Source organism: Arthrobacter sp. DMZ02-1R (assembly GCF_057747935.1).
Genome location: NZ_CM173230.1, coordinates 1,944,228 through 1,960,609, shown reverse-complemented (window position 1 = coordinate 1,960,609; position 16,382 = coordinate 1,944,228). Strand labels below are relative to the sequence as shown.

The window sequence follows — 16,382 nt, the reverse complement described above, 5'->3', positions numbered from 1 at the left end:
ATTCCTAATGCTTGCCGCTTCCTGAAATTTGCCCCCTGAGTACGATGGCGGTCGGTTCCAGAACGAGGTCCAGGAAGGCCCGGGGATCCTTCTCGTACAGCACGACGTCGGCACTGGCGCCTTCGCTGACGCCATCCACGCCGAGCCATTCCCGGGCGGACCAGCAGGCAGCATCGAGCGCAGCCCACGCCGGCAATCCGGCCTGGTGAAGCTCCAGGATTTCCTCTCCGATGCGGCCATGCTTGATGACGCTGCCGGCGTCGGTCCCGGCATACACCCGCACCCCGGCGTCGAACGCCTCGCGGATCCGCTCATGCCGGCGCTCCCAGAGCCTGGTCATGTGGGCGGCGTAGCGCGGGAACTTCGATTCCGCCTGCCTGGCGATGTCCGGGAAGGTGGCAATGTTGATGAGCGTCGGGACGATCGGCACTCCCTGATCAAGCAGGCGTGGAATGTGGTGCGGCAACAAGCCGGTGGCGTGCTCGATGCAGTCGATGCCGGCGTCGAGCATGTCGTCAATGGTTTCTTCGGCGAAGCAGTGAGCCGTCACGCGGGCTCCCTCGTCGTGTGCGGCTGCGACAGCGTCCTTGACGGTGGCGGCCGGAAAGGACGGACCCAAGTCCCCGGTGGACCGGTCGATCCAATCTCCTACGATCTTGACCCACCCGTCGCCGGACCGGGCCTGCTTGCGCACCGCTTCCACCAGATCCTCGGGCTCAACTTCCTCGGCCAGCCCACGGATATACCGCCGCTGCCTGGCGATGTGCCGGCCCGCGCGGATGATCCTCGGCATATCCGGCTGGTTCTGAAGCCAGCGTGTATCGCTTGCGGAGCCGGCGTCGCGGATCAAAAGCGTTCCGGCGTTCCGGTCAGCCGTTGCCTGAAGGCGCGCGGTCTCCTCGTCCACCGCCCCGCCCTTGCCCTCACCGATACTGCCCAAACCGATATGGCAGTGGGCGTCCACCAGGCCGGGCAGCACCCATCCGTCCAAGACGGCGTCCGGCTTGGCAGGGGGTCGGACAAAGGTCAGCCGGCCGTCGACGGACCAGAGCCCGCGCCGTTCATCCTTCGGCCCCGTGAGGATGGTGCCGCTGAACTCGATGATTTCTGGCATGCCTCCACCTTAAGCTCCGGCGGCGATCGCCTGCTCGGTCACATCTGTCCTCGGTCACATCTGTCCTGGGTACCAATGGCTGTGGTAGCTTCGTCTACGACCACACGGGGGCCCTCGCAAGGGCTGAGATCGGGCTGACGCAGCCTGCGACCGTTGAACCTGTCCGGGTAATGCCGGCGAAGGAAGTGAGTGATCCTTTGAGCACCAAAGAAACACAGCTGAGCCCTATCCAAAACGGATCGGCGCAGGAAGTGACCCAGTCCCTCAAGTCGCATTCCCTCGCGTTCCTGGAGGATGCCGAGACTGGAATCCGGGTTCCGGTGACGGAAATCGCCCTGGAACCATCCCCGAACGGCGAGGCCAACGCGCCCTTCCAGGTGTACCGCACCGCAGGGCCCGGGAGCGATCCGGTGGTTGGCCTTGAGCCATTCCGGAGCGAGTGGATCGAAGCCCGCGGCGATACCGAGGTCTACGGCGGCCGTGAACGGAACCTGCTCGACGACGGCAAGTCGGCCGTGCGCCGCGGCGCCGCCTCCGCGGAGTGGAAGGGCGCACAGCCGGTGCCTCGCCGCGCCCTCGAAGGCAAGACGGTCACTCAGATGCACTATGCCAAGCAGGGCATCGTGACGCCCGAGATGCAGTTCGTGGCGCTTCGCGAGAACTGCGATGTTGAACTGGTCCGCAGCGAAGTCGCCGCCGGCCGGGCCATCATTCCCAACAACATCAACCACCCCGAATCCGAACCGATGATCATCGGCAAGGCCTTCCTCGTGAAGATCAACGCCAACATCGGCAACTCGGCCGTCACCAGTTCCATCGCCGAAGAAGTGGACAAGCTGCAGTGGGCCACGCAGTGGGGCGCAGACACGGTCATGGACCTGTCCACCGGCGACGACATCCACACCACCCGCGAATGGATCATCCGCAACTCCCCCGTGCCGATCGGCACCGTGCCGATCTACCAGGCCTTGGAGAAGGTCAACGGCGAAGCCAACAAGCTCACTTGGGAGATCTTCCGCGACACCGTCATTGAACAATGCGAGCAGGGCGTGGACTACATGACCATCCACGCCGGCGTACTGCTGCGCTACGTTCCGCTGACCGCCAACCGAGTGACCGGCATCGTTTCCCGCGGCGGCTCCATCATGGCGGGCTGGTGCCTGGCCCACCACGAGGAAAACTTCCTCTACACCCACTTCGACGAACTCTGCGAAATCTTCGCGAAGTACGACGTCGCGTTCTCCCTCGGCGATGGGCTGCGCCCTGGAGCGACGGCGGACGCGAACGACGCCGCGCAGTTCGCCGAGCTGGACACCTTGGCCGAGCTGACTATGCGGGCCTGGGAGTTTGACGTACAGGTCATGGTCGAGGGGCCGGGCCACATTCCGTTCCACTTGGTGCGGGAAAACGTGGAACGCCAGCAGGAACTGTGCAAGGGCGCCCCCTTCTACACCTTGGGCCCCCTGGTCACCGACGTGGCCCCGGGCTACGACCACATCACCTCGGCGATCGGCGCCACGGAGATTGCCCGCTACGGAACAGCGATGCTTTGCTACGTCACGCCGAAGGAGCACTTGGGCCTGCCAAACAAGGACGACGTCAAAACTGGTGTGATCACGTACAAGATCGCCGCCCATGCTGCCGACCTCGCCAAGGGCCACCCAGGCGCACACGAACGCGACGACGCCCTGTCCAAGGCCCGCTTTGAGTTCCGCTGGCGCGACCAGTTCGCGCTCTCCCTGGACCCCGTGACGGCAGAGTCATTCCATGACGAGACGCTCCCGGCCGAACCAGCCAAGACGGCGCACTTCTGTTCCATGTGCGGGCCGAAATTCTGCTCCATGCGCATCAGCCAGGACATCCGCGATGAATACGGTTCAGCGGATTCCCAAGCAGCCATCGCGGAAATGTACAGCGGCATGCGCGAAAAGAGCGAGGAGTTCCTGGCATCCGGAGGCAAGGTCTACTTGCCCGAGCTCGAGGTTCCCGCGGGACAACCGGGAGCGAAGTCAGGAAGCCTGAACTAATCAGGAAGCTTGGACTGATCCGGCGCGGCTGACGTCCGCAATGAAGGAACGGATTATCCGGTCTCCTTCAACTGAGTCATGAGGCCGGTGTCCTCCTGCCGCAACGCGGTGGAGGGCGCCGGTTTCCTGCAGGTAGCCGGCGATCTCTTCGTAGAGCGGTTCCCAACCACCGGTCAAGACAAGCGTGGGGACTCCCGGCACGATGTGCAGGGGGGCCTCCCAGGGCGGCGCCTGCAGCCGCAGGCGCCGAGCAGTACGCCGGGCCTCCGGGGTACTGAGGACTGCAGCCTCCGAGGAAAACGCCCGGCGGACGAACTCGCGCTGGTAATCGTCATCGCTGAGTTCGTGCCGGACCCGGAATAAGGGCTCCATGAGAGCCCGGTAGGCTGCGGTGGCGGGCAATTCAGCCGTCAAGGAAAGGCACGCCGGCTCTACCAGCACAAGGGAACGGACCAGATCCGGCCGCTCTACTGCAGCCAGCATGGCGGAAATCGCGCCTTGGGAATGCGCAACAACATGGCCACCACGAGCCGGCCCCGAGGATGATGCGGTCTCCCGCGCTCCCAGGCACTCGAGCACGATGTCCACATCGGCGGCGACATCGGATTCCAATGGCTCCGCCTGCGCATCGAAGCCGTGGCGTTTCAGGAAGAGCGCGTCGTATTCCAGCGCCATGCCGTGTTGCTTCGGCCAAGCGGCAGCGCCGAATGTGCCTGCTCCGTGGACGAACACAACGCGCTGCTTTTGCATTCATCCACCCTATGGCACGGGACTGACAACCCAACTAACTGGCAGTTGATGCCGTTCTGAGCCCTCAAAACGACACCTACTGTAGCCAGTTGGGCGCCGAGGGCTACTTGCCGCCGAGGAACTTGTCGAAGCCCTTCGGCAGGTTCAACTGTGAAGGATCGAAGTCGCCGCCGGTCTGACCGAATGCCGCGCCTGTGGGGACCGCGTTCGCCCGCTTGTTCTCGGCGTCGCGCAGTTCCTGGGCCGCCTTGGCGGGGTTGCCGGAACGTGCCTTCTTCTTCGGCGCGCTCTTGCCACCCTTGCGGGAACCTCCGCCACCGAGGCCCGGCATACCCGGCATCCCGGGCATGCCGCCACCCTGCGCGAGCTTCTTCATCATCTTCTGGGCCTGCGCGAAACGCTCCAGGAGGCCGTTGACCTCGGAGACGTGCACACCGGAACCACGGGCAATGCGGGCCCGACGGGATCCGTTGATGATCTTCGGAGCCAGACGCTCATGCGGGGTCATCGAGCGAACGATGGCTTCCACGCGGTCGATCTCGCGCTCGTCGAACTGCTCCAGCTGCTGGCGGATGTTCTGCGCACCCGGCATCATCATGAGCATCTTCTTCATGGAGCCCATGTTGCGGATCTGCTGCATCTGGGCGAGGAAGTCGTCCAGGGTGAAGTCTTCCTGGTCGGCGAACTTCTTCGCCATCCGGGCCGCTTCGTCCTTGTCCCAGTTCTTCTCGGCCTGCTCGATCAGGGTGAGAACGTCACCCATATCGAGGATGCGGGATGCCATGCGGTCGGGGTGGAACAGTTCGAAGTCGTCAAGGCCTTCGCCGGTAGACGCGAACATGACCGGCTTTCCGGTGACGGACGCGACCGAGAGGGCGGCACCGCCGCGGGCGTCGCCGTCGAGCTTTGAGAGCACGACACCCGTGAAGTTGACGCCTTCATCGAAGGCAACCGCCGTATTAACGGCGTCCTGGCCGATCATGGAGTCGATCACGAACAGCACTTCGTTCGGGATGATTGCCTGGCGGATACGGCGGGCTTGGTCCATCATTCCTGCGTCGACGCCGAGGCGGCCGGCGGTGTCGACAATCACGACGTCGTGCAGCTTCTGGCGCGCTTCGTCGACACCGGAACGTGCGACGGCGACGGGGTCGCCCGTCGGGACGTCGAGGTCCACTGTGGTGCCGGGGTGCGGCGCGAAGACGGGGACGCCGGCGCGTTCACCGACGATCTGGAGCTGCGTCACGGCGTTGGGACGCTGGAGGTCGGCGGCAACAAGTACGGGGCTGTGTCCCTGGGCCTTGAGCCATTTGGCCAGCTTGCCCGCGAGGGTGGTCTTACCGGCACCCTGCAAACCGGCGAGCATGATGATGGTGGGGCCGGTCTTCGCCAAGCGGATACGGCGGGTCTCGCCGCCGAGGATCTCCACGAGTTCCTCGTTGACGATCTTCACGATCTGCTGGCTGGGGTTCAGGGCACCGGAAACCTCGGCACCCAGAGCACGTTCACGGATACGCCCGGTGAACTCGCGGACCACGGAAACGGCAACGTCCGCGTCCAAAAGGGCACGGCGGATCTCACGGACGGTGGCATCGACGTCGGCCTCGGTGAGGCGACCCTTGCCACGGAGATTCTTGAAGGTTGCTGTCAACCGGTCAGAGAGTGAATTGAACACGCGCCGTGCACTTCTTTCAATGGTCTACGAATGGCGGCCGTTCCGGCGCGCCAACATCTTGACGATTCCTGCCCCAAACAAATCTGACTCAACTGGGGGACTCGACTATCTAGGGTACCAAGACGCGCCTGCAAGATGGCATGCTGGCACAGTGACCAGCAAAACTACAGTCAAAACGTTGCTCATCTTAGGTGCCTCCGGTGACCTGACAGGCCGGTTGCTATTGCCGGGCCTTGCCAGGCTTGTAGCTGGCGGGCTCGCGGACGGCCTCAAGCTTGTGGGAGCCGGCTCCGACCCCTGGACCCCCCAGCAATGGACAAAACGGGTGCAAGGCGCCTTTGAGGAGGCCGGCAAGGGCGCCGGTGCCACAGGGAAGAAAGCCGTCGCGGCCATGGAGGACAACACCGCCTACCATCAGCTGGATGTCACGGCCGATGGCCAGCTCGCCACGCTGCTGGCCGGACTCGAAGCACCGGTAGCCGTCTACTTTGCTTTGCCTCCACACATCAGCCAAAAGGCCTGTGAAGTACTCAACGCCGCAGATCTGCCTACCGGGACGCGCTTGGTGATGGAGAAGCCGTTCGGCTCCAGTTCGGAGTCGGCCAGGGACCTCAACAAGACCCTTGCGGCCTTGGTCCCGGAAGACCACATCCACCGCGTGGACCATTTCCTCGGCAAAGCCACCGTCCTGAACATCCTGGGCTTGCGCTTCGCCAACAGGTTCCTCGAACCCGTGTGGAACCGGGACCACATCGAAAAGGTGGAGGTCATTTTCGACGAAGACCTCGCACTCGAAGGGCGTGCGCGCTACTACGACAACGCGGGCGCCCTGAAGGACATGATCCAGAGCCATTTGCTGCACATCATGGCGCTCCTGGCCATTGATGCCCCCGCCACCATCGGCGAGGGCGATCTCCGCGGCGCGATCGCCACCGTGCTGCGCGCAAGCAGCATCAGCGCGCCCTACCGGAAGACCACGCGCAGAGCCCGCTACAGCTCCGGCCGAAGCGGCGGGCATCCGGTTCCGGACTATGTCGAAGAGGAAGGCGTGGATCCCGCCCGGAACACCGAGACGCTCGCGGAAGTTGAAGTGTCGATCGACAACTGGCGCTGGAAGGGAGTCCCCTTCATCCTGCGCTCAGGCAAGGCCCTGGGCCGCGCGCGCAAGGAAGCCATCATCACCTTCCGGCCCGTTCCGCACCTGCCGTCCGGGTTCCAAGGGGTGGACTCCCCCAACCAGCTGCGCATCGGATTCGGTCCGGACACTCTGCAGCTCGACGTTGACGTCAACGGCCCCGGGGACGTCTTCACGCTTGATCGCGTGACGCTCACCTCCGACCTGAACGCTTCCGATCTCCTGCCCTACGGAGAAGTCCTGGAGGGGATCATCACCGGCGATCCCCTGCTTTCCGTCCGCGGAGACACTGCCGTGGACTGCTGGCGGATCGTTGAGCCCGTACTGAAAGCCTGGGCCAAGGATTCGGTGCCGCTTGAAAAGTACGACGCCGGCGGCTCCGGTCCCGCGGACTGGCCCACCGCCGTCGGGGGCTGAGCCGGCCGGACTGCTGGCTGGGATCCTGCGGAAGCTGACATGCAAGAGGGGCCGGGTACCTTTCCAGGTACCCGGCCCCTCTTTGCGTTGGGTGCTTTAGATGGCTGCTGCGCCGCGCTCGCCCGTGCGGACACGGACCGCTTCGTAGACGTCCACGGTCCAGACTTTGCCGTCACCGGCACGGCCGGTGTTGGAGGAAGCAATCAGGACATCGAGGATGTCGTCTGCCTGCTCATCCGTGGCCAGGACCTCCACGCGGATCTTGGGAAGCAGGTCCACGTTGTACTCGGCTCCGCGGTACACCTCGGTGTAACCGCGCTGCCGGCCGTAGCCGCTGGCCGCGCTGACCGTCAGTCCCTGTACCCCGTAAGCTTCGAGCCCCTCTCGGATGGCGTCGAGCTTCTCCGGGCGGACGATCGCCGTGATGAGTTTCATGCCTGGACACTCTCCTTGCCTGATACGGATGCTTCGTCAGCTGCCTCGGACGATGCCTTGCCGGTGATGAGGTCGTGCAGGGGCTGGAAACTGCCTCCGTGGCCGCCGATGCCGAACTCGTATGCCGTTTCGGCATGCAGGCTAAGGTCTGCACCGGCGATCTCCTGGCGTTCGGAGATCCGGAAGCCCATGAGCTTGTGGATCGGGAAGGCGATGATGAATGTCATGACGCCGGTGAACACGATCGAGCAAAGCGCCGCGAGGGACTGTGCAACCAGCTGGGTGGTACCGCCGCCGTAGAACAGGCCGGCCGGACCCTGGGTCGGGGTGGCGAGGAAGCCGATGGCCACAGTGCCGATGATGCCGGACACCAAGTGGACGCCCACGACATCGAGCGAGTCGTCGTAGCCAAGCTTGAACTTCAGGCCGACGGCGAGAGCCGAGGCAACGCCGGCTGCGATACCGAGCGCGATGGCACCGAGCGGGGAAACGTTGGCACAAGCCGGGGTGATAGCGACCAGACCGGCGACGACACCCGAAGCAGCTCCGAGCGAGGTGGGGTGACCGTCACGGATGCGCTCCACAACAAGCCAGCCGAGCATGGCGGCTGCCGGTGCGACGAGCGTGTTGATCCAGATAAGGCTGGCCTGCTGCACGTTTGCCGCAGCACCTGCGTTGAAGCCGAACCAGCCGAACCAGAGGATGGCTGCACCAAGCATGACCAGCGGTACGTTGTGCGGGCGGTGGTTCGGGTCCTTGCCGAAGCCCTTGCGGTTGCCGATGATCAGGACAAGGATGAGGCCGGCCACACCGGCGTTGATGTGCACCACGGTGCCACCGGCGAAGTCGATGACGGGGGCAAAGGTCTGGCCGAACCAGCCGGTCGCGGAGAAGAGGCCGCCACCCCAGACCATGTAGGCCAGGGGCGCGTAGACGAGGGTGGCCCAGATCGGGGTGAAGAGCGTCCATGCCGAGAACTTTGCGCGGTCCGCGATGGCACCGGAAATGAGAGCGACGGTGATGATCGCGAAGGTGACGGCGTATCCAACGTGGAGGAGGTCTGCCGGATCGGTGAAGTTGTGCAAACCGAAGTGGCTGAACGGGTTCGCGAACAGCTGGAAGAAGTTGTCGTCGTTGCTGGTGGACATCGATGCGCCCCACAGAACCCATACGAGGGTCACTGTGCCGATGGCGATGAAGCTCATCATCATCATGTTCAAGGCGGCCTTGGCACGGGTCATGCCGCCATAGAAGAATGCCAGGCCCGGGGTCATGAACAGCACGAAGGCTGATGCGACCAGGAGCCAAACGAGACCGGCTGTGAAGTCCATGTCTACGTCCTCTCTGCTGTTGATGCGGCTGAGCCGCCTATCCCAACGCGTTTGCGTTCTACGTAAGATTTTTGCGGGGCAGTGTTTCACCTGCGAAGGTTTTAGATTGCCGGGCTGTTACAAGAACTTCTCGAAAGTAAATGGTGCATATCGCCCTTGTTACGGATATGTTTCGTCAGTTCCACATTCCCCGCACCAACACGACCCGGAGGACCTCAACACAATGACCGCAAGCCCCAAATCCCGCGCAAACCAAGGGGCTCGCGCCACGAAGGCCGCCCTGCCTCGGGACATCAAGGTGATGTTGGTGGCAGCGTTCCTGATCGCACTGGGTTTTGGCCTCGTAGCGCCCGTGCTCCCGCAGTTCGCCACCACATTCGACGTCGGAGCAACGGCGGCCGCCGTGATCGTGAGTATCTTCGCCTTCATGCGCCTGGTATTCGCTCCAGCCGGGGGCGCCCTGATGGGCCGCTTCGGCGAGCGCCCCGTGTACATCGCGGGGTTGCTGATTGTGGCGGCCTCCACGGCGGCCTGCGCCTTCGCCCAAAGCTATTGGCAACTGCTGGTGTTCCGGGGCCTCGGCGGGGCCGGTTCCGTGATGTTCACGGTCGCAGCGATGGGCTTGCTGATCCGCCTCGCTCCCCCGGAAAGCCGCGGGCGGGTCTCCGGCGCTTACGCTTCTGCCTTCTTGATAGGCAGCGTCCTCGGCCCCGTGGTTGGTGGACTGCTTGCCGGGTTCGGGTTACGCGTCCCATTCCTTGCCTACGCGGCTGCCCTGGTGCTCGCGGCCCTCGTCGTACGCACGCAACTGAGGGGCAGTTCAAAGGGAGCGAGGCAGGGAGACGCGGCGGGGCCGGCAATGCAACTAAAAGAGGCCCTGCGCGATTCTGCCTACCTGGCCGCGCTGTTCTCGAGCTTCAGCAACGGCTGGGCGACCTTCGGGGTGCGCATGGCCACCGTGCCATTGTTCGCCGTGGTTGTCCTGGCCGCCGGTGCCGGCTCGGCGGGCTGGGCCCTGGCCGTGTTCGCAGGGGGCAACGCGCTGGCGCTGACCTTCTCCGGCCGCTTGGCCGACAGCTTCGGCCGCAAGCCCATGATGCTGCTGGGCCTGATCGTCACGGGCTTGGCCACTGCCACCATCGGCTTGACGAGCAGTCTTCCCGCGTTTTTCGCGGCTTCCGCTGTTGCCGGTTTCGGCTCGGGTTTGCTGAACCCTGCCCAGCAGGCCGCCGTCGGGGACATCATAGGTCGCGGCCGTTCAGGCGGGAAGGTACTGGCGGCCTTCCAGATGGCCTCCGATGCCGGAGCGATCGTCGGGCCTGTTCTGGTTGGCCTCCTGGCCGACGGTTTTGGCTACGGCTGGGCGTTCGGCGCAACAGGCGGCATCCTCTTGCTCTCCTCCGTCGGCTGGTCCGTGGCCCGCGAGCCGATGCAGCGCGTGCCGGAGCGAATCGACTCACCCAGCGGCTAGTTCAGCGGGGCATTCAGTTCAGCAGGGCGTCGACGAAGGCTTCGGCCTCGAACGGGGCGAGGTCGTCCGGGCCTTCGCCAAGGCCAACAAGCTTGACCGGGACGCCTAGAGCCTTTTGGATCGCGACGACGATGCCGCCCTTCGCGGTGCCATCCAGTTTGGTGAGCACGATTCCCGTGATGTTGACCACCTCGGCAAAGACCTTGGCCTGGTTCAAGCCGTTCTGTCCGGTGGTCGCATCCAGCACCAGCAGGACCTCGTCCACTTCAGCCAGCTTCTCGATGACCCGCTTGACCTTGCTGAGTTCGTCCATGAGGCCGACCTTGTTCTGCAGGCGGCCAGCGGTGTCGATCATGACGACATCGACTTCCTGCTCGATGCCGGATTTGACGGCCTCATACGCGACAGAGGCGGGGTCCGCTCCGTCGACGTGGGACCTGACCGTTGCGACGCCGACGCGCTGCCCCCAGGTGGCAAGCTGCTCCGCGGCCGCCGCACGGAAGGTATCGGCAGCGCCAAGGAGGACGTCCTTGTCCTCGGCGACCAGAACACGCGCCAGCTTGCCCACGGTGGTGGTCTTGCCGACACCGTTGACACCGACCACGATCATGATGGCGGGGTGGTCCCCCTTACGGTCCACGTTCAGGCTGCGGTCCATGGTGGGGTCTACGAGCTTGATGAGTTCCTCGCGCAGGAGGGCTTTGACTTCCTCCGGGTTGCGGGTGCCTTGGACTTTCACCCGTTCACGCAGTGCATCCACCAGCTGCATGGTGGGCTCGGTGCCAAGGTCGGCAAGGAGCAGCGTTTCCTCGACTTCGTCCCAGACATCTTCGTCGATCTTGTCGCTCGCAAGCAGTGCCAGGAGTCCCTTGCCGAGGATGTTGTTGGATTTGACCAGTCGCGCCCGAAGCCGGTTGAGGCGGCCCTCCACCGGGGCAGGGGTCTCCACCTCGATGAGTTCCAGTCCCGCGGCGTCGTCAGGAACGTCGGTCTCCGGAACGGCAAGGTCTGGCTCGACGACGATACCGGGCGCCGGGCGTTCCCGCACGGCACCGGGGGCGTCGTCGACAATCGTTCCGCCGCCCGCCGACGCCGTATTAACAGGATCGTTGGCGTCGCGCGTTCCAGCGTAGGTCGAGGAAGACTTCCGCGCCTTGAGCAGGACAGGAATCAGCCCTCCGACCACCACAATGGCAGCGACAATGGACAGAATAATGGGGAGGAGATCATTCACTCCCCTAGCTTCTCACAAAGCTAGACCTCGGCACCGAGCCTCTGGCTGATGACGGTAGACACTCCGTCGCCCCGCATTGTCACTCCGTACAGGGCGTCCGCGACTTCCATGGTCCGCTTCTGGTGGGTAATGACAATCAGCTGGCTGGACTCGCGCAGTTCTTCGAAGATCGTGATCAGCCTGCCCAGGTTCGTATCGTCCAGCGCAGCTTCCACCTCGTCCATGACATAAAACGGGGACGGCCTCGCCTTGAAAATCGCCACAAGCAGGGCGACAGCTGTCAGCGACCGTTCGCCGCCAGAAAGCAAGGACAAGCGCTTGATCTTCTTGCCGGCAGGCCTTGCCTCAACCTCGATGCCGGTGCTCAGCATGTCGTCCGGGTCCGTCAGTACCAACTTGCCCTCCCCGCCAGGAAAGAGCCGCGCAAAGACGTGGTCGAACTGCTTGGACGTATCGGCGAAGGCTTCGGCAAAGACCTGCTGGACGCGGTTGTCCACTTCCTTAATGATGTCCAGAAGGTCTTTTCGGCTGGACTTGAGATCTTCCAGCTGTGTGCTCAGGAATTGGTGCCGTTCCTCGAGTGCCGCAAATTCCTCAAGCGCCAACGGGTTCACTTTGCCGAGCGCGGCGAGGTCCCGTTCGGCCTTCCGGAGCCGTTTCTCCTGCTCAGCGCGGACAAAAGGAATACCCTCGACAACAGGGTTTCCGTCCTCGTCCACCGGGGCACGGAGTTCGGCCCATTTGTCCGTGGCGGCAGCGGGCGCCGGAACGGGCTGTTCCGGACCGAAATCGGCCACGAGTTGCTCTGCCGACAGGCCGAGTTCTTCGATGGCGCGCGTTTCCAGGGCTTCGATCCTGAGCCTCTGTTGGGCTCGCGCGAGTTCGTCGCGGTGCACGGAATCCGTCAGTCCGGCCAGTTCTTGGGCCAAGGCGTCGTTGCTGCTCCGGACATCGGCGAGTTCCCTCTCCCGCTGTTCACGGACCGCCTCAGCGAGGTCGCGGGCGCGGGCGGCCAAGTCCACTGAAACGTCAACGAAGCGAACCGTCTGTTCGACGGCGGAGGCCACTGCCGAGGCCCGCTCGGCTTGGGCTTTGCGCCGCAGGGCCCGCCGCGCCGCCTCCTCACGGGCACGCCGTTCGCTTGCGGCGGCCCGTTCCAGGGATGCAGCCCGGTTGCTGGTTGCGGCGAGCTGTTCCTCAGCACTGCGCAACCCTAGCCTGACCTCCATCTCACGGGACCGGGCTTCGCTGGCAGCCCTCGACAAGGCATCCCGGTGCTCCGTGGAAGGCTCTTCTTCCTGGGGGGCTTCTTGTGCCGCGGCTAGCCGTTCCGCGGCAAGCTCAAGGGATTCCTCGGCGACGGCGATGTTCAGTTCGGCCTTGGCCAAGGAATCCGCCAGGCGATCGCTTTCCGCGACGGCGCTGCGCAACTGGGAATTCAGGTGGCCAAGCCGTTCGGCCACGGCGGCCAGCCGGGCATCCGAGTCATGGAGTTTATCCAGGGCAGCGTCCGCGCGTTCCTGCGCGTCGGCCCGGCGGGCTTCGGCCCCCGCCAGGGCGAACTTGCCACGTTCAAGACGGGTGGTGAGCTCCAGAAGCCGGGCTTCGGCGTCGTCCACTGCGGCTTGGACCTCAAGGAGCGACGGCGCCGTGGCCGATCCGCCGTCCACGGTCAGGGCCCTGAAGACGTCCCCTTCGTGGGTTACGGCGGTGAGCCTCGGGTTGTCGGCAATGAGGCTTGCCGCCGCGCCCAGTCCGTCGACGACGGCGGTGAGGGCCAGGAGGGCCAGGAGGGCCACGGCGCCACTCGCTTCGGGACCATCGGCCTGAACCAACTCAGTGGCCCAACGAGCACCGTCCGGCAGCGCCGGCACTTCCGGCAAGTCAAGCTCCGGAGCGGCGGACGGTGCCGCGCCCGCCAGCAAAAGTGAAGCGCGTCCGGCGTCGGCGTCTTTCAGCAACTGCATCGCGGCGACCGCTCCTGCGCCGTCGGTCACGACCACGGCGTCTGAGGCGCTGCCGAGCGCCGCGGCCACTGCGGCCTCATAGCCGGGCTCGACCGTCAGAAGCGAAGCCAACGAACCCACGACCCCGGGGTGACCCGAGGACAGGATCCGCGAAGAGCCATCCTTGCGGTTGAGTCCCAGTTGCAGGGCATCACGGCGGGCGATAAGGGCATCACGTTCGCGGACTTCGTCCCGTTCGGCAGCTTTCAAGGCCTCGATCTCGGCGTTGATCTCGTCGAGAAGGGCGGTGGCGCCCTCGTATTCGGCGTCGAGGCTCTCCTCGCCGTCTTCAACCCCGGCCACTTGTGACTCGAGGGCCGTGAACTCGCTTTGCGCGTGGCGACGGCGCTCCTCACCGGCAGAAAGCGATTCCCTGAGCCTGCCCCGCTCGGCCTCGGCAGCCTCCGCCCGGGAACGCGCGGCAGCCAACTGTCCAACGAGTTTCGCGAGTCCTTCACGGCGATCGGCCGCCGCGCGCAGCACGGCTGTCAGGCGCTTGTCCTCGGCTGAGGCCAGGTTCTCGGCTTCCTGTTTGGCAGCGGTGGCCTCGAGAAGAGCTGCCTGCTTCGCCAGGATGTCGTGCTCAAGTTCCGACTGTTCCTGCCGTACCCGTGCCGCCTGCCGGTCGAGGTGATCCGGGTCGCGGCCGGAATCGGGGCCAGCATCTGTGGATCCGAGGAGGCGGCGACGCTCGGTGGCGAGCGATCCCAAAGCTCTAAGCCGGTCCCTGGTGGCGGACAATTGATACCAATTGTCCCGGGCCGCATTGAGCCTGGGCGTCGCAACAGCAGCGAGTTGCTCAAGACGGAGCTGGCGTTGGCGACCTGCGCCGAGTTCCGCTTCAACGGTCTCGCGGCGTTCCTTCAACGCAGCTTCATCCGCGACATCTTTCTCCAAAGCTTTGGTGAGCTGCACGAGTTCGTCCGCCAACAGCCGGGACTTGGCATCACGGACGTCGAACTGTACGGTCCGGGCCCGGCGGGCGACTTCAGCCTGCTTGCCCAGGGGCGTGAGTTGCCGGCGGATTTCTGCCGTGAGGTCGCCAAGGCGTTGCAGGTTTGCCTGCATGGCTTCCAGCTTGCGGACAGTCTTTTCCTTGCGACGCCGGTGCTTCAGGATGCCTGCGGCCTCTTCGATGAATCCCCGGCGGTCCTCAGGAGTGGCGTGCAGGACCCGGTCCAACTGCCCTTGCCCCACGATCACATGCATTTCCCGGCCCAGCCCTGAATCCGAGAGCAATTCCTGGATATCCAGGAGACGGCACGGCGAGCCGTTGATGGCGTACTCGGACCCGCCGGTCCGGAAGAGCGTGCGGGAAATGGTGACTTCGCTGTATTCGATCGGCAAGGCACCGTCGGCGTTGTCAATGGTCAGCGAAACATGCGCGCGGCCCAAGGGCGGCCGCCCCGATGTCCCGGCGAAAATGACATCTTCCATTTTGCCGCCGCGCAGGGTCTTGGCGCCCTGTTCGCCCATCACCCAGGCCAGCGCGTCAACCACATTGGACTTGCCCGAACCGTTGGGGCCGACAACGGCAGTGACGCCCGGCTCGAAGTCGAACGTCGTGGCCGACGCGAACGACTTGAACCCCCGGACAGTCAAACTTTTCAGATGCAAGGTGTTTCGGTTCTCCTGAGTGGCTGATTTCCCCTTCTCAATCTACTGCCCGACGGCGGAAATCCCTGGATTTGCGGGACGTACCCTTGATTTCCGGCGGCCGTAGCTCCCGCGGCGCGTTCAGGGCTGTTGCCTTTGCCTACGGTGGCCCGGCAATGGAAACGGCGCTCATTTCCGGGCGAAAAGTGCTACCAGCGGCCGTTGCGCGGCTTCGGCTGGCAAACGGGGCAAGTGTAGGAGGACCGGTTCATGAACTGCTCGCGTTTGATCACACCGGGCAGCCCGGCAGCGGCGCAGCGCCTGCATGGTTCGCCGGCCCGCCCATAGGCATCGAGGGATCGGGCAAAGTATCCGGAATCACCATTGACGTTGACATAGAGCGAATCGAAGCTCGTACCGCCAGCTACCAGGGCGTCCACCATGACGTCCCGGGCGGCATCCACAATCCGGGCGGCGTCGGCCCGCCGGAGGGTGTCGGTCGGCCTCGCATAGTGGAGTTTGGACCGCCAGAGGGCCTCGTCGGCGTAGATGTTGCCTATCCCGGAAATGACGCCCTGGTCCAATAGAGCACGTTTGAGCCCGGTCTTGCGGGCTTTGACCTTGCGGTAGAAGTCGTCAAAGGAGAAGTGGGGATCCAGCGGATCGCGGGCAATGTGGGAGGCTTCTTCGGCAATTTCCGGAAGTGGCGTCTCACCCTCACCGCCGGGACCGCCGTCGGGCGTTGGCACAAGGGACGTGACAAACAGTCCGCCGAAGATCCGCTGGTCCACAAACCGCAATTGCTCGGGCATACCGTCGGACTGGCTCAGGCTGATGCGGACTTTGAGGTGCTTCTCATCCGGAACGCCGGGATCCTGCATGAGCAGCTGGCCGCTCATGCCAAGGTGCGCCATGAGCGCGACGCCGGGCAGCCGATCTGCGTCGGTACTGCGGGCACCACCGGCGCCGCGAGGCTCTTCAGCCTGCAAAGGCATCCAGAGGAACTTACCTCGCCGGACGACGTCCAAGACCGTGGCGTGCTCAAGGTTGCCGACGAAGTCTTCCGTGCCCAGCGCGTGGCGGCGGATGGAGCGCGGGTCCAGGACGTCCACGGACGTGATGGTCCGGCCCCGCACCCAGCGCGCCAAACCGCGGCGTACCACTTCGACTTCGGGGAGTTCCGGCATTGGA

The 16,382-nt window shown here is 64.5% G+C and carries 11 protein-coding genes and 1 riboswitch; of the genes, 3 read left to right on the top strand and 8 right to left on the bottom strand.

The genetic code is table 11. The annotated features are described in order from the left end of the window. Nucleotides 1-4: 4 nt before the first annotated feature. On the bottom strand, nucleotides 5-1,114 hold the full coding sequence (locus AC3ANQ_RS09595; RefSeq protein WP_488304862.1) for an amidohydrolase family protein: 1,110 nt from the start codon (nucleotides 1,112-1,114) through the stop codon (nucleotides 5-7). Nucleotides 1,115-1,208: 94 nt separating this feature from the next. Further along, nucleotides 1,209-1,316, top strand: a riboswitch (TPP riboswitch). Here AC3ANQ_RS09595 and thiC point away from each other — a divergent pair. Next, a complete protein-coding gene (gene thiC / locus AC3ANQ_RS09590; protein WP_488304861.1) occupies nucleotides 1,312-3,141 on the top strand; it encodes a phosphomethylpyrimidine synthase ThiC in 1,830 nt (609 codons plus the stop codon). (Overlaps the previous riboswitch by 5 nt.) Here thiC and AC3ANQ_RS09585 read toward each other — a convergent pair whose 3' ends face one another. Together AC3ANQ_RS09585 and ffh are read right to left on the bottom strand one after the other, a co-directional pair. Beyond that, the gene (locus tag AC3ANQ_RS09585; RefSeq protein WP_488304860.1) at nucleotides 3,142-3,891 is read right to left on the bottom strand and encodes an alpha/beta fold hydrolase; all 750 of its coding nucleotides are present in this window, start codon (nucleotides 3,889-3,891) and stop codon (nucleotides 3,142-3,144) included. It abuts the gene before it with no gap. Between the two features lie 103 nt (nucleotides 3,892-3,994). Continuing rightward, nucleotides 3,995-5,566, bottom strand: coding sequence for a signal recognition particle protein (gene ffh, locus AC3ANQ_RS09580; protein ID WP_488304859.1), 1,572 nt, complete (start codon nucleotides 5,564-5,566; stop codon nucleotides 3,995-3,997). A gap of 151 nt (nucleotides 5,567-5,717) precedes the next feature. Between ffh and AC3ANQ_RS09575 the strand changes: the two genes are divergently transcribed. Continuing rightward, the gene (locus AC3ANQ_RS09575) at nucleotides 5,718-7,118 is read left to right on the top strand and encodes a glucose-6-phosphate dehydrogenase (RefSeq protein ID WP_488304858.1); all 1,401 of its coding nucleotides are present in this window, start codon (nucleotides 5,718-5,720) and stop codon (nucleotides 7,116-7,118) included. 96 nt (nucleotides 7,119-7,214) lie between these two features. Here AC3ANQ_RS09575 and AC3ANQ_RS09570 read toward each other — a convergent pair whose 3' ends face one another. Both AC3ANQ_RS09570 and AC3ANQ_RS09565 read right to left on the bottom strand, forming a co-directional pair. Further along, nucleotides 7,215-7,553: a P-II family nitrogen regulator gene (locus tag AC3ANQ_RS09570; RefSeq protein WP_028264639.1), complete on the bottom strand. Its 339-nt coding sequence runs from the start codon at nucleotides 7,551-7,553 to the stop codon at nucleotides 7,215-7,217. Continuing rightward, nucleotides 7,550-8,884, bottom strand: coding sequence for an ammonium transporter (locus AC3ANQ_RS09565; RefSeq protein ID WP_488304857.1), 1,335 nt, complete (start codon nucleotides 8,882-8,884; stop codon nucleotides 7,550-7,552). Before AC3ANQ_RS09565 ends, AC3ANQ_RS09570 begins: the two co-directional genes overlap by 4 nt. Before the next feature lie 223 nt (nucleotides 8,885-9,107). On the opposite strand from AC3ANQ_RS09565, the gene AC3ANQ_RS09560 reads away from it, so the two are divergent. Beyond that, nucleotides 9,108-10,355, top strand: a complete 1,248-nt coding sequence (locus AC3ANQ_RS09560; RefSeq protein ID WP_488304856.1) for an MFS transporter — start codon at nucleotides 9,108-9,110, stop codon at nucleotides 10,353-10,355. A 13-nt stretch (nucleotides 10,356-10,368) separates the two neighbouring features. On the opposite strand, the gene ftsY is transcribed toward AC3ANQ_RS09560, so the two are convergent. The 3 genes from ftsY to mutM form a co-directional block, all read right to left on the bottom strand. After that, nucleotides 10,369-11,589, bottom strand: a complete 1,221-nt coding sequence (gene ftsY, locus AC3ANQ_RS09555) for a signal recognition particle-docking protein FtsY (RefSeq protein ID WP_488304855.1) — start codon at nucleotides 11,587-11,589, stop codon at nucleotides 10,369-10,371. A 20-nt stretch (nucleotides 11,590-11,609) separates the two neighbouring features. Beyond that, nucleotides 11,610-15,212 (bottom strand): chromosome segregation protein SMC, encoded by a 3,603-nt coding sequence (gene smc / locus AC3ANQ_RS09550; RefSeq protein ID WP_488304854.1) that lies wholly within the window; start codon nucleotides 15,210-15,212, stop codon nucleotides 11,610-11,612. A gap of 188 nt (nucleotides 15,213-15,400) precedes the next feature. Beyond that, on the bottom strand, nucleotides 15,401-16,378 hold the full coding sequence (gene mutM, locus AC3ANQ_RS09545; protein ID WP_488304853.1) for a bifunctional DNA-formamidopyrimidine glycosylase/DNA-(apurinic or apyrimidinic site) lyase: 978 nt from the start codon (nucleotides 16,376-16,378) through the stop codon (nucleotides 15,401-15,403). Nucleotides 16,379-16,382: the final 4 nt, after the last annotated feature.